The sequence below is a fragment of the Micromonospora sp. NPDC047557 genome, from assembly GCF_043205095.1.
Classification (GTDB): Bacteria; Actinomycetota; Actinomycetes; order Mycobacteriales; family Micromonosporaceae; genus Micromonospora.
Map to the genome: position 1 here is coordinate 172,127 of NZ_JBIDDK010000009.1, position 26,581 is coordinate 198,707.

The 26,581-nt window shown below is 71.7% G+C and carries 27 protein-coding genes; 14 read left to right on the top strand and 13 right to left on the bottom strand.

Annotation, left to right across the window (positions count from 1 at the left end; all coding sequences use genetic code 11):
• Positions 1–275 precede the first annotated feature (275 nt).
• The 6 genes from ACGGAQ_RS21570 to ACGGAQ_RS21595 all read left to right on the top strand — a co-directional run bounded on the left by ACGGAQ_RS21570 (position 276) and on the right by ACGGAQ_RS21595 (position 5,695).
• Positions 276–1,631: an ABC transporter substrate-binding protein gene (locus ACGGAQ_RS21570; RefSeq protein ID WP_393051859.1), complete on the top strand. Its 1,356-nt coding sequence runs from the start codon at positions 276–278 to the stop codon at positions 1,629–1,631.
• Positions 1,628–2,599, top strand: a complete 972-nt coding sequence (locus tag ACGGAQ_RS21575) for a carbohydrate ABC transporter permease (RefSeq protein WP_393051860.1) — start codon at positions 1,628–1,630, stop codon at positions 2,597–2,599. Before ACGGAQ_RS21570 ends, ACGGAQ_RS21575 begins: the two co-directional genes overlap by 4 nt.
• Positions 2,596–3,420, top strand: coding sequence for a carbohydrate ABC transporter permease (locus ACGGAQ_RS21580; protein ID WP_354857223.1), 825 nt, complete (start codon positions 2,596–2,598; stop codon positions 3,418–3,420). Before ACGGAQ_RS21575 ends, ACGGAQ_RS21580 begins: the two co-directional genes overlap by 4 nt.
• Positions 3,421–3,423: 3 nt before the next feature.
• Positions 3,424–4,572, top strand: a complete 1,149-nt coding sequence (locus ACGGAQ_RS21585; RefSeq protein ID WP_393051862.1) for a serine hydrolase domain-containing protein — start codon at positions 3,424–3,426, stop codon at positions 4,570–4,572.
• A gap of 151 nt (positions 4,573–4,723) precedes the next feature.
• Positions 4,724–5,437, top strand: a complete 714-nt coding sequence (locus tag ACGGAQ_RS21590) for an ANTAR domain-containing protein (RefSeq protein WP_393051864.1) — start codon at positions 4,724–4,726, stop codon at positions 5,435–5,437.
• Positions 5,438–5,494: 57 nt separating this feature from the next.
• On the top strand, positions 5,495–5,695 hold the full coding sequence (locus tag ACGGAQ_RS21595; RefSeq protein ID WP_393051866.1) for a hypothetical protein: 201 nt from the start codon (positions 5,495–5,497) through the stop codon (positions 5,693–5,695).
• Between the two features lie 16 nt (positions 5,696–5,711).
• Here the strand turns inward: ACGGAQ_RS21595 and ACGGAQ_RS21600 are convergent, their stop codons facing one another.
• Positions 5,712–7,142 (bottom strand): endo-1,4-beta-xylanase, encoded by a 1,431-nt coding sequence (locus tag ACGGAQ_RS21600; RefSeq protein WP_393051868.1) that lies wholly within the window; start codon positions 7,140–7,142, stop codon positions 5,712–5,714.
• 726 nt (positions 7,143–7,868) lie between these two features.
• Between ACGGAQ_RS21600 and ACGGAQ_RS21605 the strand changes: the two genes are divergently transcribed.
• Genes ACGGAQ_RS21605 through ACGGAQ_RS21615 form a run of 3 tightly spaced genes read left to right on the top strand, consistent with a single transcriptional unit; the run spans position 7,869 to position 10,784 of the window.
• Complete coding sequence (locus tag ACGGAQ_RS21605) at positions 7,869–8,876, top strand: ABC transporter permease (protein ID WP_393051870.1); 1,008 nt, start codon at positions 7,869–7,871, stop codon at positions 8,874–8,876.
• 40 nt (positions 8,877–8,916) lie between these two features.
• Complete coding sequence (locus ACGGAQ_RS21610) at positions 8,917–9,969, top strand: ABC transporter substrate-binding protein (RefSeq protein ID WP_354857214.1); 1,053 nt, start codon at positions 8,917–8,919, stop codon at positions 9,967–9,969.
• Positions 9,969–10,784: an ATP-binding cassette domain-containing protein gene (locus ACGGAQ_RS21615; RefSeq protein WP_393051872.1), complete on the top strand. Its 816-nt coding sequence runs from the start codon at positions 9,969–9,971 to the stop codon at positions 10,782–10,784. The genes ACGGAQ_RS21610 and ACGGAQ_RS21615 overlap by 1 nt, the downstream gene beginning before the upstream one ends.
• Positions 10,785–10,856: 72 nt before the next feature.
• Here ACGGAQ_RS21615 and ACGGAQ_RS21620 read toward each other — a convergent pair whose 3' ends face one another.
• The 5 genes from ACGGAQ_RS21620 to ACGGAQ_RS21640 all read right to left on the bottom strand — a co-directional run bounded on the left by ACGGAQ_RS21620 (position 10,857) and on the right by ACGGAQ_RS21640 (position 15,368).
• Positions 10,857–11,579, bottom strand: a complete 723-nt coding sequence (locus ACGGAQ_RS21620; protein ID WP_393051874.1) for a FadR/GntR family transcriptional regulator — start codon at positions 11,577–11,579, stop codon at positions 10,857–10,859.
• Positions 11,580–11,587: 8 nt separating this feature from the next.
• Complete coding sequence (locus tag ACGGAQ_RS21625; RefSeq protein WP_393051876.1) at positions 11,588–12,982, bottom strand: enolase C-terminal domain-like protein; 1,395 nt, start codon at positions 12,980–12,982, stop codon at positions 11,588–11,590.
• 501 nt (positions 12,983–13,483) lie between these two features.
• On the bottom strand, positions 13,484–13,891 hold the full coding sequence (locus tag ACGGAQ_RS21630) for an arsenate reductase ArsC (RefSeq protein WP_393051878.1): 408 nt from the start codon (positions 13,889–13,891) through the stop codon (positions 13,484–13,486).
• Positions 13,888–14,988: an ACR3 family arsenite efflux transporter gene (gene arsB, locus ACGGAQ_RS21635; RefSeq protein ID WP_393051880.1), complete on the bottom strand. Its 1,101-nt coding sequence runs from the start codon at positions 14,986–14,988 to the stop codon at positions 13,888–13,890. The genes ACGGAQ_RS21630 and arsB overlap by 4 nt, the downstream gene beginning before the upstream one ends.
• On the bottom strand, positions 14,985–15,368 hold the full coding sequence (locus tag ACGGAQ_RS21640) for an ArsR/SmtB family transcription factor (RefSeq protein WP_393051882.1): 384 nt from the start codon (positions 15,366–15,368) through the stop codon (positions 14,985–14,987). The genes arsB and ACGGAQ_RS21640 overlap by 4 nt, the downstream gene beginning before the upstream one ends.
• 100 nt (positions 15,369–15,468) lie before the next feature.
• Between ACGGAQ_RS21640 and ACGGAQ_RS21645 the strand changes: the two genes are divergently transcribed.
• Both ACGGAQ_RS21645 and ACGGAQ_RS21650 read left to right on the top strand, forming a co-directional pair.
• Entirely contained in the window at positions 15,469–15,966 is a 498-nt protein-coding gene (locus ACGGAQ_RS21645) for a GNAT family N-acetyltransferase (RefSeq protein WP_393051884.1), read from the top strand.
• Between the two features lie 14 nt (positions 15,967–15,980).
• On the top strand, positions 15,981–17,387 hold the full coding sequence (locus ACGGAQ_RS21650) for an FAD-dependent oxidoreductase (RefSeq protein WP_393051886.1): 1,407 nt from the start codon (positions 15,981–15,983) through the stop codon (positions 17,385–17,387).
• Positions 17,388–17,438: 51 nt separating this feature from the next.
• Here ACGGAQ_RS21650 and ACGGAQ_RS21655 read toward each other — a convergent pair whose 3' ends face one another.
• The 5 genes from ACGGAQ_RS21655 to ACGGAQ_RS21675 form a co-directional block, all read right to left on the bottom strand.
• Positions 17,439–17,792 (bottom strand): TraR/DksA family transcriptional regulator, encoded by a 354-nt coding sequence (locus tag ACGGAQ_RS21655; RefSeq protein WP_393051888.1) that lies wholly within the window; start codon positions 17,790–17,792, stop codon positions 17,439–17,441.
• A 38-nt stretch (positions 17,793–17,830) separates the two neighbouring features.
• Positions 17,831–19,036 (bottom strand): ferritin-like domain-containing protein, encoded by a 1,206-nt coding sequence (locus ACGGAQ_RS21660; RefSeq protein WP_393051890.1) that lies wholly within the window; start codon positions 19,034–19,036, stop codon positions 17,831–17,833.
• Complete coding sequence (locus ACGGAQ_RS21665; RefSeq protein ID WP_393051892.1) at positions 19,033–19,878, bottom strand: phosphate/phosphite/phosphonate ABC transporter substrate-binding protein; 846 nt, start codon at positions 19,876–19,878, stop codon at positions 19,033–19,035. Before ACGGAQ_RS21665 ends, ACGGAQ_RS21660 begins: the two co-directional genes overlap by 4 nt.
• Positions 19,878–21,047 (bottom strand): acyl-CoA dehydrogenase family protein, encoded by a 1,170-nt coding sequence (locus ACGGAQ_RS21670; RefSeq protein WP_393051894.1) that lies wholly within the window; start codon positions 21,045–21,047, stop codon positions 19,878–19,880. Before ACGGAQ_RS21670 ends, ACGGAQ_RS21665 begins: the two co-directional genes overlap by 1 nt.
• A 79-nt stretch (positions 21,048–21,126) precedes the next feature.
• Complete coding sequence (locus ACGGAQ_RS21675; RefSeq protein ID WP_393051896.1) at positions 21,127–22,074, bottom strand: ion transporter; 948 nt, start codon at positions 22,072–22,074, stop codon at positions 21,127–21,129.
• 307 nt (positions 22,075–22,381) lie between these two features.
• On the opposite strand from ACGGAQ_RS21675, the gene ACGGAQ_RS21680 reads away from it, so the two are divergent.
• The gene (locus ACGGAQ_RS21680) at positions 22,382–22,741 is read left to right on the top strand and encodes a hypothetical protein (RefSeq protein WP_393051898.1); all 360 of its coding nucleotides are present in this window, start codon (positions 22,382–22,384) and stop codon (positions 22,739–22,741) included.
• A gap of 128 nt (positions 22,742–22,869) precedes the next feature.
• Here the strand turns inward: ACGGAQ_RS21680 and ACGGAQ_RS21685 are convergent, their stop codons facing one another.
• On the bottom strand, positions 22,870–23,727 hold the full coding sequence (locus ACGGAQ_RS21685) for an SDR family oxidoreductase (RefSeq protein WP_393051899.1): 858 nt from the start codon (positions 23,725–23,727) through the stop codon (positions 22,870–22,872).
• An 87-nt stretch (positions 23,728–23,814) separates the two neighbouring features.
• Here ACGGAQ_RS21685 and ACGGAQ_RS21690 point away from each other — a divergent pair, with 87 nt between their 5' ends.
• Positions 23,815–24,210: a winged helix-turn-helix transcriptional regulator gene (locus tag ACGGAQ_RS21690; protein ID WP_393051901.1), complete on the top strand. Its 396-nt coding sequence runs from the start codon at positions 23,815–23,817 to the stop codon at positions 24,208–24,210.
• On the opposite strand, the gene ACGGAQ_RS21695 is transcribed toward ACGGAQ_RS21690, so the two are convergent.
• Positions 24,207–25,157, bottom strand: coding sequence for a DMT family transporter (locus ACGGAQ_RS21695; protein ID WP_393051903.1), 951 nt, complete (start codon positions 25,155–25,157; stop codon positions 24,207–24,209). The genes ACGGAQ_RS21690 and ACGGAQ_RS21695 overlap by 4 nt on opposite strands.
• Between ACGGAQ_RS21695 and ACGGAQ_RS21700 the strand changes: the two genes are divergently transcribed.
• Positions 25,156–26,544: a PLP-dependent aminotransferase family protein gene (locus ACGGAQ_RS21700; protein ID WP_393051905.1), complete on the top strand. Its 1,389-nt coding sequence runs from the start codon at positions 25,156–25,158 to the stop codon at positions 26,542–26,544. The two genes, ACGGAQ_RS21695 and ACGGAQ_RS21700, sit on opposite strands and share 2 nt — an antisense overlap.
• The last annotated feature ends 37 nt before the right edge of the window (positions 26,545–26,581 follow it).

A 26,581-nucleotide genomic window follows, 5' to 3' on the forward strand; every position in this document is an offset into this window, starting at 1 on the left:
GAAGTCGATGTTTCCGGACCGTTGCCAGGTTGTCCTTGACAGCTTCCCGTGTCACGCGCATGCTCTGCTAAATCAGTTTAGCGACCACTTTTGGCGCGTCTGGAGATGTCGTCGGCCTCCGTGCTGAGGGTCAACGGTGGCCGGAACGTCTGCCGCGGCCGGGCGACCCGCCACGACGTACCTGTCGTGGCTGTTCACCCGGTCGCGGTGGTCCCGCTGGAGCCGTCGCGCGGCCCTGAGCCGCGGGACGCGCGGAGGAATCTAGGAGTCATAAAATGGCAGAATTGCTGACGAAAATCCCGCGACGCAGAGCGGTCATCCTCGCGCCGTTGCTGGTGATCGGGCTCGCCGCGACGGCGTGCAGCGCTCCGGGAGCCGACCGGTCGTCGACCGCCGGGCCCGACGCCGCCGTCAAGACCGACCTGGGCACCGCGCCGATCAAGCTGGAGATGTACGCGGAGACCGGCTTCCCGCTGGCCAAGGCGCTCGCCGACGAGTTCACCAAGCAGCACCCGAACGTCACGTTCGCCATCCGCGAGGACCAGTTCACGGTGATCGTGGAGAACGCGCCGCGCGTCATGGCCTCGGACAACGCGCCCGACATCATCCGGCTCCCCACGATGGTCGACCTGGTGAAGGACGACCTGCTCAAGAACCTCGACCCGTACGTCAGCGCGTACGGCTGGGACAAGTTCCCGGCCTCGCAGCTCATGCAGCTGCGCGTCAGCGACAACACCCGGGGCACCGGCTCGCTCTATGGCATGGGGCTCGGCTACAGCGTCACCGGCGTCTTCTACAACAAGAAGCTGGCCAGCCAGGTCGGCATGACCCAGCCGCCGGCCACCGTCGCCGAGTTTGAGCAGCTGCTGGCGAAGGCGAAGACCAGCGGGGTCCAGCCGATCATGCAGTTCAACAAGAACACCGCCGGCATCAACTTCCCGCACCAGGCGCTACAGAACCAGTTCGGCGACCCGGCCCAGGTCGCCGACTGGATCTTCCAGAAGCCGGGGGCCACCTTCGACACCCCGGCCGCGTTGAAGGCCACTCAGACCATCCAGAAGTGGGCCCAGGCCGGCTACTTCACGAAGGACGCCAACGCCCTGGACTACGCGGGCATGGTGGGGCAGTTCCAGAAGGGCAACGGCCTGTTCATGTTCAACGGCGACTGGGAGTCGGCCAACCTCGACAAGGCGATGCCCGGCAACGTGGGCTTCTTCCTGTTCCCCGGCGAGACCGCCGGTGCCAAGCACGTCGCGATGTCCGCCCCCAACACCTTCGGCGTCTCCGCGAAGGCCAAGAACCCGGATGCGGCGGCCTTCTTCCTGAACTGGGTCCACACCAACGCCAAGGCGCGGGAGATCGCCGTGACGGTCGGCGGTTCCAGCCCGGGCGGCCCGAGCGATCTCCCGGTGCCGGCCGCCGCCCCGAACACCGTGCTGGCCGAGACCCTCAAGGCGGCACAGCAGCTCGGGGCCGAGAACGGCGCGGTGGACTTCACCGCCAACGCGACCGGCGGCATCTTCGCCGCCGCGATCACGCCGGAGATGCAGAAGCTGGTCGCCGGCCAGCAGACGCCCGAGGGATACGTGAAGGCGGTCCAGGCCGAGTACGCGAAGGAACTGTCCCGATGACGTCTGCCCTCGGCAGCGCACCAACCGGGCGGGACGACCGGGTGTCGTCCACGGGCCGTCCCGCCCGTTCCACGTCCACGCGGGCTCACCGGTTTCGGTGGGCCCGCGCGGCCGGGACCGGCTGGTTGTACGTCCTGCCCGCCCTGCTGATGTACGCGGTCTTCGTCCTGCGCCCCCTCGCCCTGACCGTCCAGTACTCGTTCTACGACTGGAACGGAATCGGCGTCGCCCGCTGGGCGGGCCTGGACAACTACGTCACCGTGTTCACCGACAGCGACCTGCTGAAGATCATCTCCAACGCGATCATCCTGATCGTCTTCTTCAGCTTCATCCCGGTCGCGCTCGGGCTGCTGGTGGCGAGCATGGTCCGCCGGATCACCACCGGCGCGTTCGGGACGGTCGTCCGGACGATCCTGTTCCTGCCACAGGTCATCCCACTCGTCGCGGCCGGCATAGCGTGGAGTTGGCTGCTCTCGACCAACGGGCTGGTCAACCAGGTGTTACGCGCGCTCGGGTTGGGTGGCCTCGCCCGCGCGTGGCTCGGCGACTTCGACACGGCGCTGCCCGCCGTCGGGGTGATCGGCGCCTGGGTCCTGCTCGGTCTCTGCACGATCCTGCTGGTCACCGGCATGAGCAAGATCGATCCGGCGCTCTACGAGGCCGCCCGGCTGGACGGCGCGGGGCCGGTCCGTGAGTTCCTCGCAGTGACCCTGCCCAGCCTGCGCCAGGAGATCGGGGTCTGCCTCACCGTCACGATCATCGCCGCTCTGGCGAGCTTCGACATCGTCTACATCTCCACCAGCGGAGGCCCGGGCCTGCAGACCACAGTTCCCGGCCTGGAGATCTACCGCCTCGCCTTCTCACAGCGTCAGGTCGGTCTGGCCTCGGCGCTCGCCGTCGTGCTCATGCTGCTGGTGCTGGCGTTCGTGCTGCCGATCCAGCGACTGACCCGCAAGGAGAAGCCGTGAACCTGAGCCGACGTGAGCAGGTGACCGGGCGGGTCTTCCTGATCGCCCTGATCCTCGTCACCCTGCTGCCGTTCGTGAGCATGCTCTCGGCCGCCCTGCAACCGCGCGGCACCGTGCCCGACGGGCTGGCCTGGCCGTCCGACCCGCAGTGGGGAAACTTCGCCGACGCGTTCACCGCCGCCAACATGGGCGCGCTGCTGCGCTCCAGCCTGCTCATCGTGGCCGGCGTCGTACCGGTGTCGGTGCTCATCGCCACCATGGCCGGCTTCGGGCTCGGTCAACTGCGGGTGCCCGGCGGCCGTCTCGTCTTCGGCCTGCTGCTGCTCGGCCTCACCCTGCCGTTCGAGGCCGTGGTCACCCCGCTCTACTACCAGATGCAGGACCTCGGGCTGCTCAACACCCGGTGGGCCATCATCCTGCCGCTGATCGGCCTCTACATGCCGTTCGCGGTGTTCTGGATGCGTGCCCACTTCACCAACGTGCCGGTCGAGCTGTCCGAGGCCGCCCGGGTGGACGGCAGCAGCACCTGGCAGCTGTTCTGGCGGGTCCAGGTGCCGCTGGCCCGCCCGGCCATCGCGTCGCTGACGATCCTGATGTTCCTGTGGACGTGGAACCAGTTCCTACTCGCGATCGTCCTCGTCGACGACGCCACCAAACGCACGATGGCTGGGGCGCTCGGCGCCTTCCAGGGCCAGTGGGGCACCGACCTGGTGCTGCTGTGCGCTGGTTCGCTGCTGATCCTCACCCCTACCCTCATCGTGTTCCTGATCTTCCAGCGACAGTTCATCAAGGCCCTGATCCAGGGCTCACTGAAGGGATAGGCAGTGGCCACGCAGATCCACGGCGACGTCGACGAACGCTACGGACGCGTCGCCGACGCGTTCCGCGACAACTTCACCTCCCGGGGCGAGGTCGGCGCCGCGGTCGCCCTCTACGTGCGGGGTCGCAAGGTCGTCGACCTGTACGGCGGGCTGGCCGACACCCGCACCGGACGGCCCTGGACGGCGCACACGCCGGCCGTCGTCTTCTCCTGCACCAAGGGGATCCTGGCGATCTGCGCGTACCTGCTGGCGCAGCAGGGGCGGCTGGACCTCGACGCGCCCGTGACGCGCTACTGGCCGGAGTTCGGCCAGCACGGCAAGGCGGACATCCCCGTACGCTGGCTGTTCACCCACCAGGCCGGCCTGCCGGCCCTGGACCGACCCCTGACCCTCGACGAGGTGCTCGCCTGGGGCCCGGTCGTCGCGGCGATCGAGGCGCAGACGCCGCTGTGGCAGCCAGGCACCGCGCACAGCTACCACTCGATGACCTACGGGTGGCTCGTCGGCGAGCTCATCCACCGCGTCACCGGCCAACTGCCCGGCGCGTACTTCCACGACACCTTCGCCCGGCCGCTGGGACTGCGGACCTGGCTCGGGCTCCCCGCCAGCGAGCGCGACACCGTCGCCTGGGATCTGGCGCCACCGCCGGACGCCGATCCGTTCGTCGACCCGGTCGCCGAACGGGGCATCACCATGGGTGGCGCGTTCGCCTTCCCCGCCGACGCCGACGGTCTGGTCAGCTTCAACGACCCCGACATCCAGGCCGCCGGCATCCCGGGCGCGGGCGCGGTGAGCACCGCGGACGGCCTGGCCCGGCTCTACGCGGCCTGCGTGTCCGACCTGCGGGGTGGCCCCCTGCTCACCGGGGCTTCGGTGGACGACGCGGTCGTCGTCCGCTCCCAGGGTCAGCAGCGACACGGCCCGCCCGACACCGGCCAGCGCTGGGGCACCGGCTTCCTGCTGCACTCTCCGCCGGCGCGGCCACTGCTGGGGGAGCGCAGCTTCGGCCACGACGGCGCCGGAGGAAACCTCGCCTTCGCCGACGCGCACCACGAGGTGGGGTTCGGCTACGTGGTCAACCAGATGTACTCCGCGGGCGACGAGCGCGCCAACCGGCTCACCGCTGCCGTCCGCTCCTGCCTGGACGCCTGAGCCGGCCGGCTGCGGTGTGAGTCGGCGCCGCGCGGGGTAGGCAGAACGTCGACGGCGGCCACGCAGCGAGATGCCGCCACTATCCGACGAGGTGACCGACTGTGGGCGACTCCCACCTGCCGGCGGGTGCCGGCCGACACGGACGTCGGCGATGACCGAGCCGACGGTGGATCCCGCGCAGGCGCTGGCCGAGTTGAGCCGGATCAGACTCGACGAGATCAGCCTCGACGACATGCTGGATCGGGTGGCCACGCTGGCCAGCCGGAGCGTGCCCGGCGCCCGGGAGGTCTCGGTCACCCTGGTCCGGGGTCGCACGGGTTGGACCGCCGCGTTCACCGGCGATCTGGCCCGCGAGCTGGACGAGCGGCAGTACGAGCAGCATCGGGGCCCGTGCCTGGACGCCTCCGCCAGCGGCGACACCGTTTCGGTGCCGGACATGACAGTCGAGCAGCGCTGGCCGCAGTGGGCGCAGCGGGCGCGTGCCGCAGGCGTGGGCAGCTCGTTGTCGATCGGGCTGCCGATCCAGGAGTCGGTGGTGGGGGCGCTCAACGTCTACGGCGGCACGGTGAACGCCTTCGATCCGCCGGCGATCGCGGTCGCGGAACACTTCGCCGCGTACGCGGCGGTGGCGCTGGCCAACGCCCACCTGTACGACAGCGCGGCCACCCTGGCGGAGCAGTTGCGGGAGGCGATGCACAGTCGCGCGGTGATCGAGCAGGCCAAGGGGATCATCATGGGGGAGCGGCGGTGCACGCCGGACGAGGCGTTCGCGTTGCTGTCGAAGATTTCCCAGGACACCAACCGCAAGGTCCGTGACGTCGCGGAGGCCCTGGTTGCCAGGGTGGTCCAGAGGACTCGGGTGTGAGCCGGCGCCGACCTGCGCCGGACGTCCGTCGCGGTCACCACCTGGGCCCTGCCGTGGGTGCACCTCGCGCTGCTGCTCCTGCTTCTTGGCGTACGGGCGGTGGCGCGGCGACGTCGACGACACCTGGCCGGCCTGCTGGCGCTGGCCCGGGAGGAGGACGGCCAGGCGTCCGTACGCCGTCCATCTGATCTTTGGTGGTACGGCACCCCCGGGGCGCGCGGCACGTCCGCGACGCCCCGAGGGTGCCGGGGGTGGTGAGCTGAGCGGGGACGGGTCAGCTCGCGGTGCAGGTGGGAGTGCCGGACGGGCTGGCACCGGTGCCCTGGAAGCCGAACTCGGTGCTGGCTCCCGCGCCGACCTGGCCGTTGTAGTCGACGTTGCGGAAGTCCACCGCGCCCGACGAGCCGCTGGCCTGTGCGCTCCAGGTGTTGGTGACGGCGGTGCCCGAGGGCAGCGTGATCCGGACCGTCCAACCCCGCAGGGCCGTCGAACCGGCGGTGACCTTGACGGTGGCGACGAAGCCGCCGTTCCAGGAGTTCAGCGACACCGAGGCCGAGCATCCGGCACCGGTCGGCGGCGGCGTCGTGGGCGGCGGGGTCGTGGGCGGCGGGGTGGTCGGCGGCGGAGTGGTGGGCGGCGGGGTCGTCGGCGGCGGGGTGGTCGGGGTGGGGGTTCCGCCGGAGTTCAGGGCATTGAGGACCGAGGTGTACGCCGCCTTCTTGTTGCCCGAGCGGTCGAACAGCAGTGGGTTGTCGTTGCCGCGCCACGAGTCGCTGTCCCGCACGCCCCACACGGTGATGCCGGTGCAGCGGGGAATGGCCAGGCAGGCCCGCGTAACCTGGGCGTAGGCGTTGGCCTGGTTGGAGCCCTGGGTGATGTCCAGCTCGGTGATCTGCACGTCGACGCCGAGGTCGGCGAAGCGCTGGAGGTTGGCCTGGTAGTCACTGGGCACCGAGGTGCCGAGGTGGGACTGGAAGCCGACGCAGTCGATCGGCACGCCGCGGGACTTGAAGTCGCGCACCATGTTGTAGATGCCGGTGGACTTCGCGTTGATGCCGTCGGTGTTGTAGTCGTTGTAGCAGAGCTTGGCGCCGGGGTCGGCGGCGCGGGCGGCGCGGAACGCGGCCTCGATCCAGTCGTTGCCGGTGCGCTGCAGGTTCGAGTCCCGTCGACCGCCGCTGCCGCCGTCGGCGAACGCCTCGTTCACCACGTCCCAGGCGTAGATCTTGCCGCGGTAGTGGGTGGCGACCTGGGTGACGTGGTTGATCGCGGCGTTGCGCAGCGCGGTGCCGGACAGGCCCTGCGCCCACCCCGGCTGCTGGGAATGCCACAGCAGCGTGTGGCCGCGGACGATCATGCCGTGCGACTGGGCGTGGGCGACGATCTGGTCGCCGCCGGTGTAGCTGAACCGGCCCTGCTGCGGCTCGGTGGCGTCCCACTTCATCTCGTTCTCGGGAGTGAGCTGGTTGAACTCCCGGTTCACGATGGTGGCGAACTGGCTGTCGGACAGCTTGAAGGCGGGTACCGCCGCACCGTAGTAACGGCCCTTCTCGGCCGCCGAGGCGCCCAGAGTGGTACCGGCGTTGGCGGCGGAGGTCACCGCCACCGTCGCGGCGACCGCCGCGAGGGTGGCCGCGAGCGGCATCAGCACCCGACGGCCCCGGAATCGGGGTCGCGGTGCGCGTTCGTCGGGGATTGTGTCCATGGTCCTGCCTTTCGAGGTGGTGGCGGCCGGAGTCGAGGGTCGCTGCCAGACCGGCGGTGCGCTGCCCGTGGGGAACCGCTCGGGAGCGGATGTGGGCGGGCCCGGGGACGGTGCGACAGGTCCGCCGACGGCGATGCCTGCGGGCGGACGTCATGACGGAGCGACCGGGTGCGGACGCGGAAACACGGCGTACGCCGGACAGGTGTGGCTCGGACAGGTCACCGACCGTCGACCGGGTCGCGGGACCCGATGCCCTTCGAGGTGTCGATGACTCCGAGCGGGAGGGACGTGCCCTCGACTCCGTGGCGGAACATAGCATGTTATCGATAACATGCTCAAGGTGAGCGGCGGCCGGGCAGCGAGCCTCTCCGGCGACGACGTCCGCGCGGCGAGTTCCTGGCGTTACCGCTAACACTGGCTTGATGCGACGGTGGGTCGATGGGCATTCGCCGCAGCCCTTTGACGGCAACGCTTTTTTGGTCGGACGTATGGTGCACGAAGCGTGCATAACGATGCCACAACATGCCTGTAAGACCTTGGCAACATGAGCGTGACCGTGGGAAGGTAACGCCTGATCGCAGGAAACATCCGATCTATCGCGCAGGCGCTGCGGGGAGTGGCCCGTGTGTGACGTCCTGGGGAGGTCCGGTTGCTGAGGAATGCGTCGATCACCGGCGGGGACGCGTGTCGAGCCGGGGACACAGTGGACGAGAGCCGGGGCCGGCGATGAGTGCGGCCGAGGCGACCGCGGAGCCCCAGGGCGGCGTGCTCAACGACTGGTTGCGAGAGCGCATCTCCCACGCGCTCAGTGAGTTCACCGCGGCCACCGCGCTCGTCGTCCTGTTCATCGCGTTGAGTTTCGCCAGTCCCTACTTCCTGACGGCCGACAACCTGTTCAACATCGGCGCGCAGACCGCGGTGATCGCCATCATCGCCGCCGCGCAGACGATGGTCATCATCACCCGGGGCATCGACCTGTCGGTCGGCTCGGTCGCCGCGCTCGCCGGCGTGGCGGGAGCGATGGTCGTCCGTGACCTGGGTTTCCCGCTCCTGGCGGCGACGGCTGTCGCGATCGGTGTCGGTGCCCTGGCCGGGCTGCTCAACGGGCTGCTCGTGACCGTCGCCCGGATACCCCCGTTCATCGCGACGCTGGGGACGATGTCGGTCGGCCGGGGCCTGGTCTTCATCATCACCGGGGCGGTCGGCGTCTACGGTCTGCCTCGGTCGTTCCAGCTGCTGGGCAACGGCGAGATCATCGGTATCCCGTTCGCCGTGGTGATCACCGCGGTGGTCGCCGTCGGGGTCGCGTTCCTGCTCTCGCAGACCCGCTTCGGGCAGTACACCTACGCCGTGGGGTCCAACCTGGAAGCCGCCCGCCGCTCGGGCATCGGGGTGGGCCGCCACCTGACGTACGTGTACGTCCTGGCGGGTGTGCTGGTCGGGCTGGGCGGCATGATCGCCGCCTCCCGGGTCAACTCCGGCCAGCCGAACTACGGCATCTCATTGGAACTCGACGTCATCGCGGCCGCGGTCATCGGGGGCGCCAGCCTCTTCGGTGGGCAGGGCCGGATCGTCGGGACCATCATCGGCGCCTTCCTCATCGCCCTGGTCCGCAACGGCGCCGTCCTGCTCGACATCAGCATCCACTACCAGCAGGTGATCGTCGGCCTGATCATCTGGGCCGCCGTCTACTTCGACCAGTACCGCCGTCGGCGGCTGGAGTCACGGGGCTGACATGCCGTTCCCGGAGTTCGACAGAGGAAGGACGCACACCATGTCACACACCACCACCAGCCGACGGCCACGAGGACGTCTTCTGCGCGCACAGGTCATCGTCGCCGTCGCCGCGGCGACCGCTCTGCTCAGCGCGTGCGGCGGAGTCGAGGTCCGCGACGGAGGCGACGGCGCGACCAAGGACGCGGCCGGGCCGCTGAAGCTCGCCGTCGTGCCGAAGGCCGTCGGGGCCGACTACTGGAACACGGTGAAGGCCGGCGCCGAGTGCGCCGCGCAGCGCGCCGGTGACGTCACGGTCCAGTGGGACGGGGTGACGACCGAGACGGACGTCGAGGGTCAGGTCAACCTGATCCAGAACTTCGTCACCAAGAAGGTCGACGGCATCGTCTACGCGGCCACCGACTCCCGGGCGTTGGCGCCGGCCACCGACCAGGCGCTCGGCGCCGACATCCCGGTCGCGATGATCGACTCGGGCACCAGCCCGCAGCCCTCGAGCGTGCCGCTCTTCGCCACCGACAACAAGGCGTCGGCCGTCGAGGCGGCCAAGCTGCTCGCCACCGAACTGGGCCCCGGCAACCACGACGTGGCGCTTGTGGAGTTCCAACCCGGCTCGCAGACCAACACCGAACGGGTCGACGGCTTCAAGGCCGGCCTCGCGCAGTTCCCCAACCTCAAGCTGGTCGGGCAGCAGCCCAGCCGCAGTGACGTCAACGAGGCGCGGCGGGTGACCGAGAACATCCTCACCGCGAACCCCAACCTGGCCGGCATCTTCGCGGCCAACGAGCCGAGCGTGCTCGGCGCCGCGCAGGCCATCCAGGCGGCCGGCAAGTCCGGCAAGGTGGTCATCATCGGTTGGGACGCCGCCCCTGACGAGATCGCGGGGCTGCGCAGCGGCCAGATCTCGGCGCTGGTCGTGCAGAACCCGTTCAAGATGGGTTACTTCGGCGTCGACAAGATGGTCAAGCACCTTCGGGACAAGGCACCGCTGGCGTCCGCCGACACCGGCGTCACGTTCGTCACCAAGAAGAACATCGACTCGGCGGAGATCAAGGCGGTGCTCGAGCCCAGCTGCGCCAACCCTCCGGTGCAGTGATGGACGCCGCCCCAGCGACCACCGTCGAGACCGACCAGCCAGCCGCCGACGAACCGCCGGTCCTCGAAGCCCGTGGCATCGTCAAGCGGTTCGGCCACGTCGAGGCGCTGCGCGGCGCGGACTTCACCGTCCACAAGGGTGAGGTCGTCGCCCTCATCGGTGACAACGGCGCCGGAAAGAGCACGCTGATCAAGACGCTGTCCGGTGTGCACCCTCCCGACGAGGGTGAGATCCGGGTGGGTGGTCGTCCTGTCCACTTCGCGACGCCGGTGGACGCCCGGCGCGCGGGGGTGGAGACCGTCTACCAGGATCTCGCGGTCGCCGACGATCTCAGCGTCGCCGCCAACCTCTACCTGGGGCGGGAGATCCTGCGCTCCGGGCCGCTCGGCCGGCTGGGGCTGCTCGACAAACGCGCCATGCGGCAGGGGGCCGCCGCGGCCCTCGCCGAGCTGGGTGTGCGGATTCCCCGGGTCACCACGCCGATCGCGATGCTGTCCGGTGGGCAGCGGCAGTGCGTGGCGGTGGCGCGGGCGATCATTTGGGCGACGAACGTGGTCATCCTCGACGAGCCGACCGCGGCGCTGGGCGTCGTGCAGACCGGGCGGGTGCTCGACGTCGTCCGCCGGGCCCGTGACGCTGGCATGTCGGTGGTGCTGGTCAGCCACAACATGCCGCAGGTGCTCGAGATCGCCGACCGGGTGGAGGTGCTGCGCCTGGGCCGACGGGCGGCCCGGCTGCGTGCCGACGAGGTCACCACCGACGACCTGGTCGCGGCGATGACCGGGAGCACCGGCGCGGAGCGGGACGAGCGGTGACGGCGATCGCCCGCCCGTGACCGCGCGCGGGGACCGGCATCGGTCCCGCTGGCGCGCGGAGCGGGCGGGCGATCACTGCGCCTGCGTGTCGACGCCCGTCTCACTCTCGTCGGGCAACCCCTGTAGCGACTCCTCCACACCGATCAGGTGGTTGGCCATCCGGGTGCGGGCCCGCTCCGGGTCGCGCGCCCGGAGGGCCTTGAGGATCGCCACGTGCTCGTCGTGGGTACGCCGGTCCGCGCCCTCCTCGTGCAGGCTCCGCCAGAGCCGCCCGCGCAGGGTGCGCCCGGCGAACGCCTCGATCAGGCCGATGAGCACCGGGTTGTCGGCGTGTGCCGCGATGATCCGGTGGAACGCGATGTCGATTTCCATGATCCGCTCGTGGTCCTGCGGCGACCGACCGGCGATCCGGGCTGCCTCGTCGAGCAGCTCCCCGGCCTGGGCGAGGGCCTCGTCGGTGATCCTGGTCGCCGCCAACCGGGCGGCCTCGCACTCCAGCAGGCGGCGGACGGTGTGGATGTGCCGCCCGTCGCCCTGGCCCTGGAAGTCGACGACGAAGCCCATCGGGGCCAGCAGCTGCGGCGCGTCGAGGTTGGTGACGTACGTGCCGTCGCCCTGACGGATGTTGACGATGCCGAGGATCGACAGCGCCGACATCCCCTCGCGCAGCGATCCCCGCGAGACGCCGAGGGACTCGGCGAGGTCCTTCTCGATGGGCAGTCGATCCCCGGGCTTGAACGTCCCTTCCAGGATCATCCGCTTGATGCCGTTCACCACTTCGTCGGTGCGGGACATGACACCTCCTAGCGGCCGGCGGGGGTGGCCGTCCCACCCGCGATCACGTACGGCTCCGGAGATGACACCGTAGCCGGGTCTGCCGCGGCCCAGTAGAGGCCGTCGGGGAACCGGTACCGCGCGATCGACTCGGGGTGCATCCGGGTGGAGTAGCCGGGCGTGCCGGGCAGGACGTAACCGCTGCCCCAGCCGGTGTCCCGGACGACACACGGGTCGGTGAAGTGCTCGTGCAGGTGGTCGACGAACTCGGTCACGCGGCCGGTGAGATCCCCCGAGATCGCGACGTAGTCGAGCACCGACACGTGTTGGACCATCTCACAGAGCCCGACACCGCCGGCGTGCGGGCACACCGGGACGTCGAACTTCGCGGCGAGCAGCAGCACGGCGACGATCTCGTTGATGCTGGCCAGCCGGCCGGTGTCCAACTGGCAGAAGTCGATGGCCTCGGCCTGGAACAGCTGCTTGAACATCACCCGGTTGTGGCAGTGCTCGCCGGTGGCGACGCCGACCGGAGCGACGGCACGGCGTACGGCCGCGTGGCCCAGGATGTCGTCCGGGCTGGTCGGTTCCTCGATCCACAGTGGTGAGAACTGGGCGAGGGCCTTGACCCACTCGATGGCCTGGTCGACGTCCCACACCTGGTTGGCGTCGATCATCAGGTTGCGGTGCGGGCCGAGGATCTCCCGGGCGATCCGGCACCGCCGGATGTCGTCGTCGAGGTCGGCGCCGACCTTGAGCTTGACGTAGCCGTAGCCGGAGTCGACGGCCTCCTGGCACAGCCGGCGCAGCTTGTCGTCGCCGTAGCCGAGCCAGCCGGCCGACGTGGTGTAGGCCGGGTAGCCGGTGCGCGCCAGCTCGGCCAGGCGGTCGGTCTTCGTGCTCTGCTTGGCGCGCAGGATGGCCAGTGCCTCGTCCCGGGTCAGCGCGTCGGACAGGTAGCGCAGGTCCGCGATGTCGACGAGTTGCTCGGGGGACATGTCGGTGAGCAGCCGCCACAGCGGCTTGTCCGCGAGTCGCGCGGCCAGATCCCAGGCCGCGTTCAGCACGGCCGCCAACGACAGGTGGATGACGCCCTTCTCCGGCCCGAGCCAGCGCAGCTGGGAGTCGGAGGTGAGCAGGCGGTAGACGGCCCCCATGTCGGCGGCCATCGTCGTCACGTCCATGCCGACCAGGCGGTGGGCCTGGTGCACCGCCGCCGCGACGACGATGTCGTTGCCCCGGCCGATGGTGAAGGTGAGGCCGTGACCGGCGAGCGGTGCGCCGGCGCTGTCGAGGCCGTCGGTATGCAGGATGACGTAGGCCGCCGAGTAGTCGCCGTCCTTGTTCATGGCGTCGGACCCGTCAGCGGTCAGCGAGGTGGGGAAGCGGACGTCCTCGACGGTGACGCCAGTGATCTGCGGCATGCGCTCCTCGCCCGACTAGGCTAAAGATCTGATGATCATTTGGAGTATACGGAGGCTCGATCGGCTGCGTCAACGACATCGATCGACCCGTGGCAATATAGATCTAATGTTTTATGCTCTCTGGCGGCGTCCGGTGACGGCGTCCGTTCCTCGCCCGCCGGGCCTTCCGCCCGGCCCGATGGACGAACCGACGCGGCGAGGTCGCGACGGGTGTCGTGGAACGCCGACGCTGCTTGCCGACCCTCCCGCAGGCCGGTCGACCTGCTCCGCCGCGCTGCGGGTCGCGTCGTCCGGCACCGCCCCGGCCGGGGCCGGGTGGTGCCGTGAACATCGGCCGAGTCCCGATGAAGATTAGATGTTCACCCCGACGGTCGACGTCGGCTCGGGCCGGCCTCATCGGTGCCGCTGAAGCGATACATCACATCTATGTGGACTCCGTTGCCGTCGGTGAGTCCCGTCGTGGTGCCGGCCAGCGGTGGCGTGTGTCGGCCTCGTCCGTGCTCAGCCAAGGGCGGCCAGATCGGCGACGAGCTGCTCCACCCGGACCCGGATGTCGTCGCGGATCGGGCGGACGGCGTCGACGCCCTTGCCGGCCGGGTCGTCGAGCTTCCAGTCCTCGTAGCGCTTGCCGGGAAAGACCGGGCAGGCGTCGCCGCAGCCCATGGTCACGATGACGTCGGAGGACTCCGCGGTGGCGTACTCCAGGAGGGTGGGGGTCTGGTCGGTGATGTCGATGCCGACCTCGCGCATGGCCTGGACGGCGGCGGGGTTGATCGTCTCGGCCGGGGCGGAGCCGGCCGAGCGGACCTCGACGGCGTCGCCGGCGAGGTGGCGCAGCCAGCCGGCGGCCATCTGGGAGCGGCCGGCGTTGTGGACGCAGACGAACAGGACGCTGGGTTTGTCGCTCATCGTGACGCCTCTCGGTCAACGGGTGGGGTGAAGAAGCGACGGCCTGCCCAGAGCGAGACGTGGACGAGGCCGACAAGTACCGGCACCTCGATCAGCGGCCCGACGACCCCGGCGAGCGCCTGACCGGAGGCCACGCCGAAGGTGCCGATCGCGACGGCGATGGCGAGTTCGAAGTTGTTGCCGGCGGCGGTGAACGCGAGGGTGGTCGTGCGCGCGTAGCCGAGTCCGAGCGCCCGGCCGAGAGCGTAGGCGCCGGCCCACATCAGCGCGAAGTACACCAGCAGCGGCAGGGCGATGCGGGCGACGTCGAACGGCCGGCCGATGATGGCGTCGCCCTGCAGCGCGAACAGGATCACGATGGTGAACAGCAGGCCGTACAGGGCGGCGGGGCCGACGCGGGGCAGCAGGCGGGATTCGTACCACTCGCGACCCCTGGCGCGCTCGCCGAGCCGCCGGGTGAGGTAACCGGCCAGCAGTGGGATGCCGAGGAAGATGAGCACGTTGCGGGCGATCTCCCAGGCCGAGACGCGCAACTCGGCGCCCGGCAGCCCGAGCCACCCGGGCAGCACCGACAGGTAGAACCAGCCGAGCAGACCGAAGGCGACGACCTGGAAGACGGAGTTGAGCGCGACCAGGACCGCCGCGGCCTCGCGGTCGCCGCACGCGAGGTCGTTCCAGATGATGACCATGGCGATGCAGCGGGCGAGGCCGACGATGATCAACCCGGTGCGGTACGCGGGCTGGTCGGCGAGGAACACCCAGGCCAGGGCGAACATCACGGCCGGGCCGACGAGCCAGTTGAGGACCAGCGACGAGATCAGCAGGCGGCGGTCGCCGGTCACGGTGTCGAGCCGGTCGTAGCGGACCTTCGCCAGCACCGGATACATCATGACCAGCAGACCGATCGCGATCGGCAGCGAGATCCCGCCGACCGCCACCGCGTCCAGCGCGTCGTCGAGCCCGGGGACCAGGCGGCCGAGCAGCAGCCCGACGACCATGGCCAGCCCGATCCAGGCCGGCAGGAACCTGTCGAGTCGAGAGAGGCGACCGACGACGGCGCTCGCGGCCGGGCCGGTCTGGCGGGTGACGGTGCTCACGAGCACTCCGACCGGGCGGCGGGAGCGGGGCCGGCCTCGGTCGGGACGACGGTGAGCAGTGCGGCGAGTTGGCGCAGGACCGTCGGCCGGGCGCGGTAGTAGACCCAGGTGCCGCGACGGTCGGCGTCGACGAGCCCGGCCTCGCGCAGCGTCCTGAGGTGGTGCGAGATGGTCGGGCCGGTCAGGTCGAACGCTGGGGTGAGGTCGCAGACGCAGATCTCGCCGCCCTCGGCGGAGGCGATCATCGACATGAGCTGCAGGCGGACCGGGTCGCCGAGGGCCTTGAACGCGGGGGCGAGCGCGGCGGCGGTCTCGGCCGGCACACGCCGTTCGGACAGGGGCGGGCAGCACAGCACGTCCACGGCCGCTTGTTTTGACATTCATCTAGCTTGACAGACGTCTAATCAGCGTGCAACTGTCTGATTCGACAGACGTCGAGACAGTCTCTCATCGTCCGAGACCGGAGGGGAGCCCTTGCCGATGGCCGACCTGACCACGCGCCCGATGACCGCCAGCGACGCGGACCGCGTCCTGACGATCTACCAGGCGGGCCTCGACGGCGGGGACGCCAGCTTCGAGACCACCGCGCCGACCTGGGCGGCGTTCGACGCCAGCCGGCTGACCGCGCACCGCTTCGTGGCCGTGGACGGCGGCCACGCCATCCTCGGCTGGGTCGCTGTCACACCGACATCGAGCCGCCCGGTGTACGCCGGAGTGGTCGAGCACTCCGTCTACGTCGACCCGGCGGCCCAGGGGCGTGGGGTCGGCCGGCTGTTGCTCGACGCTCTGATCACCTCGACCGAGGCCGCCGGCATCTGGACCATCCAGTCCGGCGTCTTCCCGGAGAACACCGGCAGCCTGGCCCTGCACCGGCGGGCCGGGTTCCGTGTCATCGGCGTCCGGGAGCGGATCGGCCGCCACCACGACCGCTGGCGCGACGTGGTCCTGCTGGAACGCCGCAGCCCCACCATCATTTGACAAGGAGCCACCCGATGAACGCCCTGGACAGCCTTCCCGTCGTGGTGATCGGCGCCGGCCCGACCGGCCTCGCCGCCGCCGCCCACCTGCACGAACGCGGCCTGCCCTTCGTCGTCCTGGAAGCCGGCGACACCCCGGGCGCCGCCGTCGCCCAGTGGGGACACGTGCGGCTCTTCTCGCCCTGGCGCTACAACATCGACCCGGCGGCCCGCCGGATCCTCGACGACGCCGGTTGGATCGCACCCGACCCCGAGGCTCTGCCGACCGGGGCGGAGCTGGTCGGCGCGTACCTCCAGCCGCTCGCGGAGCTGCCCCACCTCAAGCCGCACGTCCGCTACGGCGCCCGGGTCCAGGCGATCAGCCGCCTCGGCCTCGACCGGCTACGCACCGCCGGCCGCGACACCACGCCGTTCCTGGTCCGCCTCGCCGACGGTGACGAGCTGCTGGCCCGCGCCGTGCTCGACGCCTCCGGCACCTGGGGCACCCCGAACGTGCTCGGCGCGTCCGGCCTGCCCGCCCGGGGTGAGGCCGACGTGGCCGCGTACCTCGAACACGCGCTGCCCGACGTGCTCGGCGCCGACCGGGACCGCTTCGCCGGCCGTCACACGCTCGTCGTGGGCGCCGGTCACTCCGCGGCGAACACCCTGCTGTCCCTGGCGGACCTGGCCGCCACCGAGCCCGGCACCGAGGTGACCTGGGCGATCCGCACCACCTCGCCCGCGCGCACGTACGGCGGCGGGGACGCCGACGCCCTGCCGGCACGTGGCGCTCTCGGCGCGCGGCTGCGGGGGCACGTCGACGCGGACCGCGTCCGGCTGCTCACCGGCTTCTGGGTGCACGCCCTCACACCGGCCGACGGGCGCGTCCGGGTGGTCGTCCGGCACGCCGACGGCGGCGAGGAGTCGGTCCTCGTGGACCGCGTCGTCGCGGCCACCGGGTTCCGCCCGGACCACTCGATCACCGCCGAGCTGCGGCTGGACCTCGACCCGGTGCTCGGCGCGACCCGCGCGCTCGCCCCGCTGATCGACCCGAACGAGCACTCCTGCGGCACCGTGCCTCCGCACGGCATCGACGAGCTCACCCACCCGGAGGTCGGCTACCACGCCGTCGGCATGAAGTCCTACGGTCGGGCGCCGACGTTCCTCATGGCCACCGGCTATGAGCAGGTCCGCTCGGTCGTCGCCGCCCTGGCCGGAGACTGGGCCGCCGCCCGCGACGTCCAGCTCGACCTGCCCGAGACCGGCGTGTGCTCCAGCAACGCCGCCGACTCGGTGAGCGGCGACAGCTGCTGCGGCCCGACGCCGGCCGCCGAGCCGGCCCGACGTGGGCTGGCCACCGGCGTCTCCGGCGGGCTGCTCAGCCTCGTCGCCGTCGACACCGCGCCCGCCGATGGCCAGGCCGGCGGCTGCTGCGCCAGCTGACGTCCCCGCGGCGGCGTCCGCCGGCCCCCGGGCCCGCGGGCGCCGTCACCGTCACCGTCGGCTGGCGCAGGCGACGCAGGTACGCGCCGACGGGCGGGCGGCGAGCCGCTCGGCGGGAATCGGGCGCAGGCATCGTTCGCAGACGCCGTAGCTGCCGGCGTCGACACGGCTCACCGCCTCGTCCAGTTCGGCCAGGCGTCGACGTGTCGCGTCCAGGACGGCGCTGAGCTGTGCCCGTTCGAACGCGATCGTGCTGCCCTCGGGGTCGTGTTCGTCGTCGGCGTTCGACGACCGGGACGCCTCGAACAGGCTCCGCAGGTCGCCCTCCAGCGCGGCGGCCTCCGCGGCGGTCTCGTCGCGTCGCCGGAGGAGATCCGCACGAAGCGCGCGGGATTCGGTGTCCATGGCGGTTCCACGCTACGCCCGGTGCCGTGCGCCCGGGTCTACATGAAGTTGCGGGTGTGCAGGGCGGAGAGCGCGGCCGCCTCGTCCGGCCGGAAACCGAGCCGGACGAGGCGGCGCTGGCGGCCCTGGTCCATCGCCTGTTGCAGAGCACGCACGTGGTCGAAGCCGGCGGCCACGTCATCGGGGTTCCACCCGCCCGCCGCGAGCACCACGAGCGCGTCGAAGACGTCCGCGTTGAGGCCCGCGGTGTCGGCCAGCGCGTCGTGACGACGGTGGATCGCGGCACGGAGTCGGTCCCTCAGCAGTGGGTCGACCGTCGCCTGGTGCTCCAGATGGGCCATGCCGAACACCACGTGCCGGCGCTCGTCCTGCATCGCCAACCAGCAGATCCGGCGGGTCACCGGATCGGGAGCGTGCCGCACCAGGAACCCCAGCAGATCGACGAAGCTGCCCTCGCCGAGCACGGAGAGCAGGAACGACGCCAGGGCGAAATCGGACTCGGCGACGAGCGTGAAGAGCGACTGCCGACCACCCGCCGAGGACGTGCCCAACTCCGCGCCGCGCAGCAGCGCCCGCCGGCTGAAGACCTCCATGTGCCGGGCCTCGTCCGCCACCTGCACCGCGAGGAGCTGCATCACCTCCCGAAAGTGCGGGTGGATGCGGCCGATGAACCGGGCCGGTACGACGAGAGCCGCCTGCTCGTTCTCGACCAGGTAGGTCATGACCTGCACCACCGCGGCCTCGACATCCGCCGGCAGTGCGAACGTGTCGTCCCACGGCACCGCCGTCTGCGGGTCCCACTGCCGTGCGGCGGCCTGCGCGTACAACGTGGGGGCGATGTCGGCCCACACCAGATCGCGGTCGTCCAGGTCGAAGCGGGCCTCGGGGCCGCCGGCCTCCAGCAGCGCGCCACGGGCACCGAGCCCCCAGCGTGGCGGTGGACGACTGCTCAACGCCGAGGGCAGTGCAGGCCCGGCCCGCTCCGCGCCGAACCAGCGGTCGTCGTCGGCGGCGCCCCGGACGACGACCGCCACCAGGCGACTCCGGTCCGCCGGATCGGGCCATTCGACCCGGTGACCCCGGCTTCGGCACCACGCCGGCAGGTGCACGCCCAACGCCGCGTCGGTGCCGGAGACCGCCACCCGGCCGCCGGGCGGCAACCCGGCCAGGGCGCGCTGCACCAACAGGTGCGCGCCACGGCCGAAGCCGAGGCCGCCGAGATCGATCTCGACGTCGGCGGTCACGGCCGATAGTCCGCGGCGGTCACCCGCCCGTCGGGGGCGTAGAACCCGCTCGCGTCGACCGCCTCGGCGAGGGCGTCGTACCCGGTCGTACGGCCGTCCTGCCAGGCCGTCAGGCCCTCCAGGTCGAGCAGCGGGCGCACCTGCGGATCGGCGTACGACATGCCGCGCAGCAGGGTGCCGAAGAGCCGGACCCCGTCGGACGCCGGCTCGCGCACCGTCATGTTGCAGTGGTCGTACCGCCCGGTCTGCGCGACGATCCGGGTGCCCTCGGGTGGCAGCGTGCCCTCCTGCACGAACATCAGGTGGTTGGCGTCGATCATGCAGGCGGCGTCGACCTCCCCGGCCGCCAGCGCGCGCGCGGCGTCACGTTCGCCTCCGACGTGGTCACCGTGCAGCCCGACACCGACGTCGAACCGGCGCACGTCGACCCGGACACCGGCCGCGGCGAGGTGGCCGAGCGGGATCAGCGTGGCCTGCGGACTGTCCACCGCGCCGGTGGCCACCACCCTTCCGGCGAGATCCTCGACCCGGTGTACCGGCGAGTCGGCGCGCACCACCACGACCGAGGTGAGGTCCCGGTCGGTGTCGCGCATCGTGAGTGCGTGCACGGAGCCGCCGCCGGCCGTGGCCAAACGGTCGGCCCGCAGCCACGCGAGCGGGGAGTTCCACGCGGCGTCGATGCGGCCGGCGACGAGGTCATCGACCTGTCGCTCGTAGTGCGAGTAGAGGACGAAGTCGAAATCCAGGCCGTGACCGCGCAGCCAGCCGCGAAAGCCCTCCCAGATGGTGACGACCTTGGGGTCGTACGCGACCGCCCCCATCAGGACCGACGGCGCCGGCATCAGCGGTTGGCCTCGTCGAGCAGCGGCAGGCCGGTGGCGACGCGGCCCACGAAGTCGTGCAGAGCGTCAGTGGTCGGTGCCATCACCCGGGCGGCTCGCGAGTCGCGGAACCGGCGCTCCAGGCCCAACTCCTTGCGAAAGGCGCTGCCACCGCAGAGCCGCATCGCCCCGTCGGTGACGTCCGCGACCGTCTCGCCGGCGAGGGCCTTGACCTGCAACACGCGCAGCGTCGCGTCGTCCCGGCCGGTCTCCAACGCGGTGAGGGTGTCACCGAGGAAGGCGCGCAGGGCGTCGGTGCGGATCGTCAACTGGGCGAAGTCGCGTCGGGCGACGGGAGCGTCGCGAAGCGCCGCGCCGGTGTGCGTGAGCGTGGTGCCGGTGAGGTGCCGGCCCGCCTCGGCGACGGCGCTGTCGGCGAGGCCGAGACAGAACGCCGAGTTGAGCACCAGGAACCAGGGGAGTACGGCGCCGAGCGCGGTGTCGAGGCCGGTGCCGTCGGTGCCCAGCATCGCGTCGGCGGGGACCACCACGCCCTCGGCGGTCATCGGCCGGGAACCGTTGCCGCGCAGGCCCAGCCCGTCGAAGTCACCGGCGACGCGGAGCCCGGCGCTGTCGGCCGGAACGAGCCACAGCGTCATCGGCCCGGCCCCCGACGCCAGCGCGAGGCTCGACCAGACGTAGCTGTCGGCCTCGCCCGCCGAGGTGACCCAACTCTTGCGGGCGTCGAGTCGCACCGCGCCGTCACCGGACGCCGTCGCCGACCCGGTCGGCGACCAGAAGTGGCTGCGGGAACCGAACTCGGAGAACGCCAACGTGGTCAGGTGACGGCCGGCGGCGATGGCCGCGCGAACCTCGTGCGGCCCGTGCGCCTCGATGACGGCGGTCGCCGCGTAGTGCATCAGCACCACCATCGCCGTGGACCCACACTCGGCGGCCAGCCGTTCGATGACGTCGGCGACCGCGCGCATGCCCTGGCCGCCGCCACCGACCTCCGGGGAGGAGGCCAGGCCGAGCAGGCCCGCCGCGGCGAGGGCGTCGACGCCCTCGCGAGGGAAGGCGCCGTCCCGGTCGACGGCCTCCGCCTGCGGGCGGATCACCTCGCCGATCACGGTGTCGAGTGTGGTCAGGACGTCGGTGCGGGACGGGAAACTGTCGACACTGGCCGTCATGCGCGGTGCCCCTTCGTTCGGACCGGCGGGACCGCCATCGAGACTAGCCGATCCGGCCGTCATGATCGAGATCGTGGTCTCACCGTCGGGAGGGGGTGTCCACGCGGTGGGGTCGTCCGTGGGCGTCCTCCCGGTCGATCCGCAACTCCCGCTCCAACTCGGCGATGACCGCCCGCAGGTCGTCCAGCCGCTGGGTGAGCGCGATGCGGTCCACCTCGTCGGGTACGCCGTCGCCGTCCTCGTCGTAGCCGGGGGCCAACCGCTCGGTCATCTCCAGGCGGCGGGCCTCCTCCATCGAGTTGACGATGACCGCGATGAGAATGTTGAGCAGCAGGTTGACGGTGATCACCACGTAGCTGACGTAGTAGAGCAGCGTCCACGGCGAGATGGCCAGGCCCTGCTCGATGAGGTCCGGCAGTGTCTCCAGCGAGAGCAGCACGAACAACGTCAGCAGCGACCGGCCGATGTCGCCGTACTCGTCCGGGTACCTGTCGCCGAAGATCAGCCAGCCGGCCATCCCGTAGACGTAGAGCGTCACCACGGCCAGGGCGAGGAACCCGGCGACGCCGGGCAGGCTGCGCCACAGCGCGGACACGATGGTCCGCAGGCCCGGCGAGAACCGCACCAGCCGGACCATCCGGGCGACCCGCACCACGCGCAGCAGCGCCGAGTCGCCGTGCAGGCCCGGAACGAAGATGGCCGCGATCACGACGAAGTCGAAGACGTTCCAGCCGTGCCGGAAGAAGTCCTGCGGACGTCGGCCGTAGGCCGCCAGCCGAATGCCGATCTCGACGACGAAGACGGCGCGGAAGAGCACCTCCAGCCCGTGCAGCGCCCGGGTCGCGGGGACCAGACCGTCGTACGTCTCCAGTCCGAGGACGATCCCGTTGGCGAGGATGACGACGACGATGCCGATCTCGAAGGGGCGGGACCGGGCGAGCCGTGCGCAGGCGTCGGCCAGCGCGGGCCGGCCGCGCTGGGGTGTGGACGGTGCGTCTCGCTGCGCGGGCGCGGGCGGTCCGCTCATCAAGCGGCCGACCCGTCGGTGTGCGCCGAGGCGGCGTCGTGGGCCCACCTCGCATCGTCGGTCTGGCGGTGCGGGGGCATAGTCACCAGCCTAGTCACGACGCACAGCCGGGACGCCATCGTCGAGGCCGCCATCGCCCTGGTCGACGCCGGAGGGCTCGTCGCGGTGTCGATGCGCGCGGTCGCCGGCGCCGGATCGCGCTACCGGTAGCTCGCCGCGTCGCCGGAGGCGGGCTGACGGGGCTGTCGGGGCGTTCCACCGGCCCGCGTGGTCCCGACTGGTCTAGGTTTCGTGGTGGGGGGTGCGCATGTCGGAGTCTGACCTTGCCGGTCTGCGGGAACGCGCCGCGAACGGCGACCGGGACGCGGTCGACCAGCTCGTCGAACTGGCCGGCGAGCGGGAGGACCTGGGGGAGCTGCGCCAGCTCGCCGAGAGCGGCAGCGCCGACGCGGCGGCCCAGCTGGTGGAACTGGCCAGCGAACTCGGCGACATGGACGAGCTGCGTCGCCTCGCCGACGGGGGCGACCGGGACGCGGTCGACCAGCTTGTCGAACTGGCCGCCGAGAGGGCCGACGTCGGGGAGCTTCGGCGGCTCGCCGACGGCGGCAACCGGGACGCCGCCGACCTGCTGGCCGACCTCACCGAGCCGGAGGACGAGGCGGAGTAGAGGCTCGCGGCGGATTGAGGCCGAGGCGGAGCCGAGGGCGAAGCCCAGCGGTGGTCCGGCGGGCGGGCGACGGAGGCGTACACCCGGTCACCCGCCCGATCGGCGAACCGTGACGAGACCGCGGCCGGTCAGGCCCGCGCGGCCCGGATGGCGTCGCGCAGCGGGGTGCTCGGCCGGCCGATCAACCGGCTGAGGTCGTCGCTGTCGGTGGCCAGCTCGCCGATGGCGATCGAGTGGTCGAGGGCGGCGACGAACCCGGCGGTGCCGGCGTCGAGCCCGACGTTCTCCAGCGCCGAGGCCAGCTCGGCGGCCGACAGATCCCGGTGGACGACAGTGGTGCCGGTCACCTCCGTGACGGCGTCGGCCAGCTCGTCGAAGGTGAACGCGGCGCCGCCCAGCTCGTAGACGGCGTTGCCCTCCTCGTCCCGGGTCAGCGCCGCCGCCGCGGCGGCCGCGTAGTCGGTCCGGGGCGCGGCGGAGACCTTGCTGCCGCCGGTGGCGCCGAGGATGGTGCCGCTCTGCAGGTACTGCGGCAGTTGATCGGTGTAGTTCTCGGTGTACCAGCCGTTGCGCAGCAGCGTGTACGGCAGGCCCGACGCGGCCAGGACCTCCTCGGTGGCCTTGTGCTCCGGTGCGAGCGGGTTCGTGGTCGTGTCGGCCTTCAGGATGCTGGTGTAGACCACGCGCCCGACCCCGGCGAGCGTGGCGGCCTCGATGACCGCCGTGTGCTGGGCGGTCCGCTGCCCGGGAGTGTCGCCGGAGATGAGCAGCAGGCGGCGTACGCCGGCCACGGCGCCGGGCAGCGTCGTCGGGTCGTCGTAGTCGGCCCGGCGGATCTCGACCCCGCGCGCGGCCAGGTCGGCGGCCTTCTCCGGGCTGCGGACGATCGCGGCGATCTCGGTGGCGGGCACGCCGGCGCCGAGCAGGTGCTCGATCACCAGGCGACCCAGCCGGCCGGTGGCACCGGTGACGGCATACGTGGGCATGGGGACCTCCGATTGGCAGTGACGAAACGTAAGCACTTACTAATCTACAGCACAAGCTCTCGGGTAAGCGTCGGGTAAGCTGGTGACATGAGCGACGTGCCGGCCCGGGACCCGGCGGGGCCTACCCAGGAACTCGTCAGTGATGTCTTCGCGCGCGGCTGCACCTCCCGTGCCGCCTTCGAGAGCGTCACCTCGAAATGGGCCTCGCTCGCTCTGCTGGCGCTCGGTGAGGGCGGTTACCGGTTCAACGCGCTGCGGCGGCGCATCGACGGGGTGAGCGAGCGGATGCTCTCCCAGACCCTGCAGACTCTCGAACGCGACGGCATGCTCACCCGCGAGGTGCTCACCGCGATCCCGCCGCGCGTCGAATACTCACTGACCCCTCTCGGCGCCCGGGTCGCCGATCAGTTGCGCGGCCTCGCGGACCTGCTGGAGGCCTCGGTGTCCGAGGTGCAGACCGCCCGCGAGCGCGAGCAGGACTAGGCCGGGCCCGGCCGCGCCGGTCGCTGGGCGAGCGCCGACCGCCGGGTGCGTTGGATCAACACGACGCACACCAGCACCACCACCGCCGCCGCGACCGAGGTGCGGGTGACGGTCTCGCCGAGCAGCAGTGCCGACCACCCCAGGGTGAGCACCGGCTGTGCGAGCTGGACCTGACCGACCTGCGCGATGCCGCCCCGGGCCAGGCCCGCGTACCAGGCGAAGAAGCCCAGGAACATCGAGACGACGGTGAGGTAGCCGAACGCCGACCAGCCGAGGGGGTCGGCGTGCGGCCGGTCGGCCACGGCGGCGACGACGGTGACGGGCACGGTGACGGGCAGCGCGAGCAGCAACGCCCAGCAGATCGTCCGCGCGCCGCCCAGCTCGCGGGCGAGCGCGCCGCCCTCGGCGTAGCCCAGGCCGCAGAGCACGACCGCGGTGAGCAGGAACAGGTCGGGCAGGGTGAGCGTGCCGGGTACCGCGCCACCGGCGCCGAGGAAGGCGAGCACCGCCAGCAGGCCGCCGGTGCTGGCGACCCAGAACAGCGGTGGCGGGCGTTCACCGGCACGCAGCACCGCGAACACGGCCGTCATCGCGGGTAGTGCGGCGATGACAACCGCGCCGTGCGCGGAGGTCTGGGTGAGAAGCGCCAGCGAGGTGAACAACGGAAAGCCCACGACGACGCCGAGGGCGACGATCGCCAGCCGCCGCCACTGACCGGCCGAGGGCCGGGGTGCGCGGGTGAGACGCAGGTACGCCCAGGCCAGCAGCCCCGCGCCGACCGCCCGGCCGAACGCGACGAACCAGGGGTCGAGGTGCTGCTGGACGGCGACGCGGGTCGCGGGCAGCGACAGGCTGAACCCGAGCACACCCAGCGCGCCGAGGGCGAGGCCGCCGGCGCGACCCGCTGTTACCGTACCGGCAGGAGTAGCGCTACTCTTGTCCTTCATGGAAAACGGTAACGCAGCGGATCGCGTTATCCAAGATCTACGCGGACTGGCGGCTGCCGTCGGCCCCGGCGCCCGCCTGCCCTCCGTCCGGGAGCTGACCGCCCGACACCAGGCCTCCCCGGTCACCGTCGCCGAGGCGATCCGGCGGTTGGTGGCCGAAGGGCTGATCGAGGCGCGGCCCGGCAGGGGCACCTTCGTGGCCGCCCCGCCGGACGAGCGACGCGTACCCGACCTGTCCTGGCAGACCGTCGCGCTCGGTCCCCGCCCGTCCGGTGAGGGCGAGATGCAGGCGCTGCTGGCGCTACCGCGCGCGGGCGCGATTCCGTTGTCCGGCGGCTATCTGGACTCGGACCTGCAACCCGCCGCCGCGTTGGGCGCCGCTCTCGCCCGCGCCGCCCGCCAGCCCGCGACCTGGCAGCGCGGACCGGTCGAGGGGCGCGAGGACCTCCGCGCCTGGTTCGCCCGCGAGGCCGGGCCCGGGCTGCGGGCCGAGGACATGGTGATCTGCCCCGGTGGGCAGGCCGCGCTGTCCTCGGCACTGCGGGCGCTCGCCGCCCCCGGCGACGCCCTGCTCGTCGAGTCCCCGACCTACCTGGGCGCGCTGGCCGTGGCCCGGGCCGCCGGACTCCGGGTGGTGCCCGTGCCGGCGGACGCCGACGGGGTCCGTCCCGACCACCTCGCCGCCGCGTTCGCCCGCACCGGCGCGCGGCTCTTCTACTGCCAGCCGCTGCACGCCAACCCGCACGGCGCGACACTGGCGGGTCACCGCCGGGCGCAGGTCGCCGACGCGGTACGCGACGCCGGGGCGTTCCTGATCGAGGACGACTACGCCCGCGACCTCACCATCGACGGTCCGGCCCCACCGCCGCTGGCCGCCGACGACCCCGACGGGCACGTCATCTACCTGCGCTCGTTGACCAAGTCGACAGCGCCCGGGCTGCGCGTCGCGGCGATCGGCGCACGCGGCCCAGCCGGCGCCCGGCTGCGCGCGGCCCGGCTGCTCGACGACTTCTACGTCGCCGGCCCTCTGCAACAGGCGGCGCTGGAGTTCCTCACCTCCCCGGCGTGGCCGCGGCACCGACGGGCTCTGGCCACGGCGCTGCGGACCCGGCGTGCGGCGTTGGTGGCCGCGCTGCGGCGGCACCTTCCCAGCCTGTGCCCGCAGCCGATCCCGCGCGGTGGCCTGCACCTCTGGGTCCGCCTGCCCGACGGCACCGACGACGTGGCGCTGGCCGCCGCCGCTGCCGCCGAGGGCGTCATCGTCTTTCCCGGTCGTCCCTGGTACGCCGCCGAGCCCTCGGCGCCGCACCTGCGCCTCACCTACGCCGCCGCGGCGCCCGAGATGATGGACGAGGCCGTCCGTCGCCTCGCCCGGGCTCTGCGGTGAACAGGCGCCGGTCTGGTTGGCGTCCTGGGGGCGGATC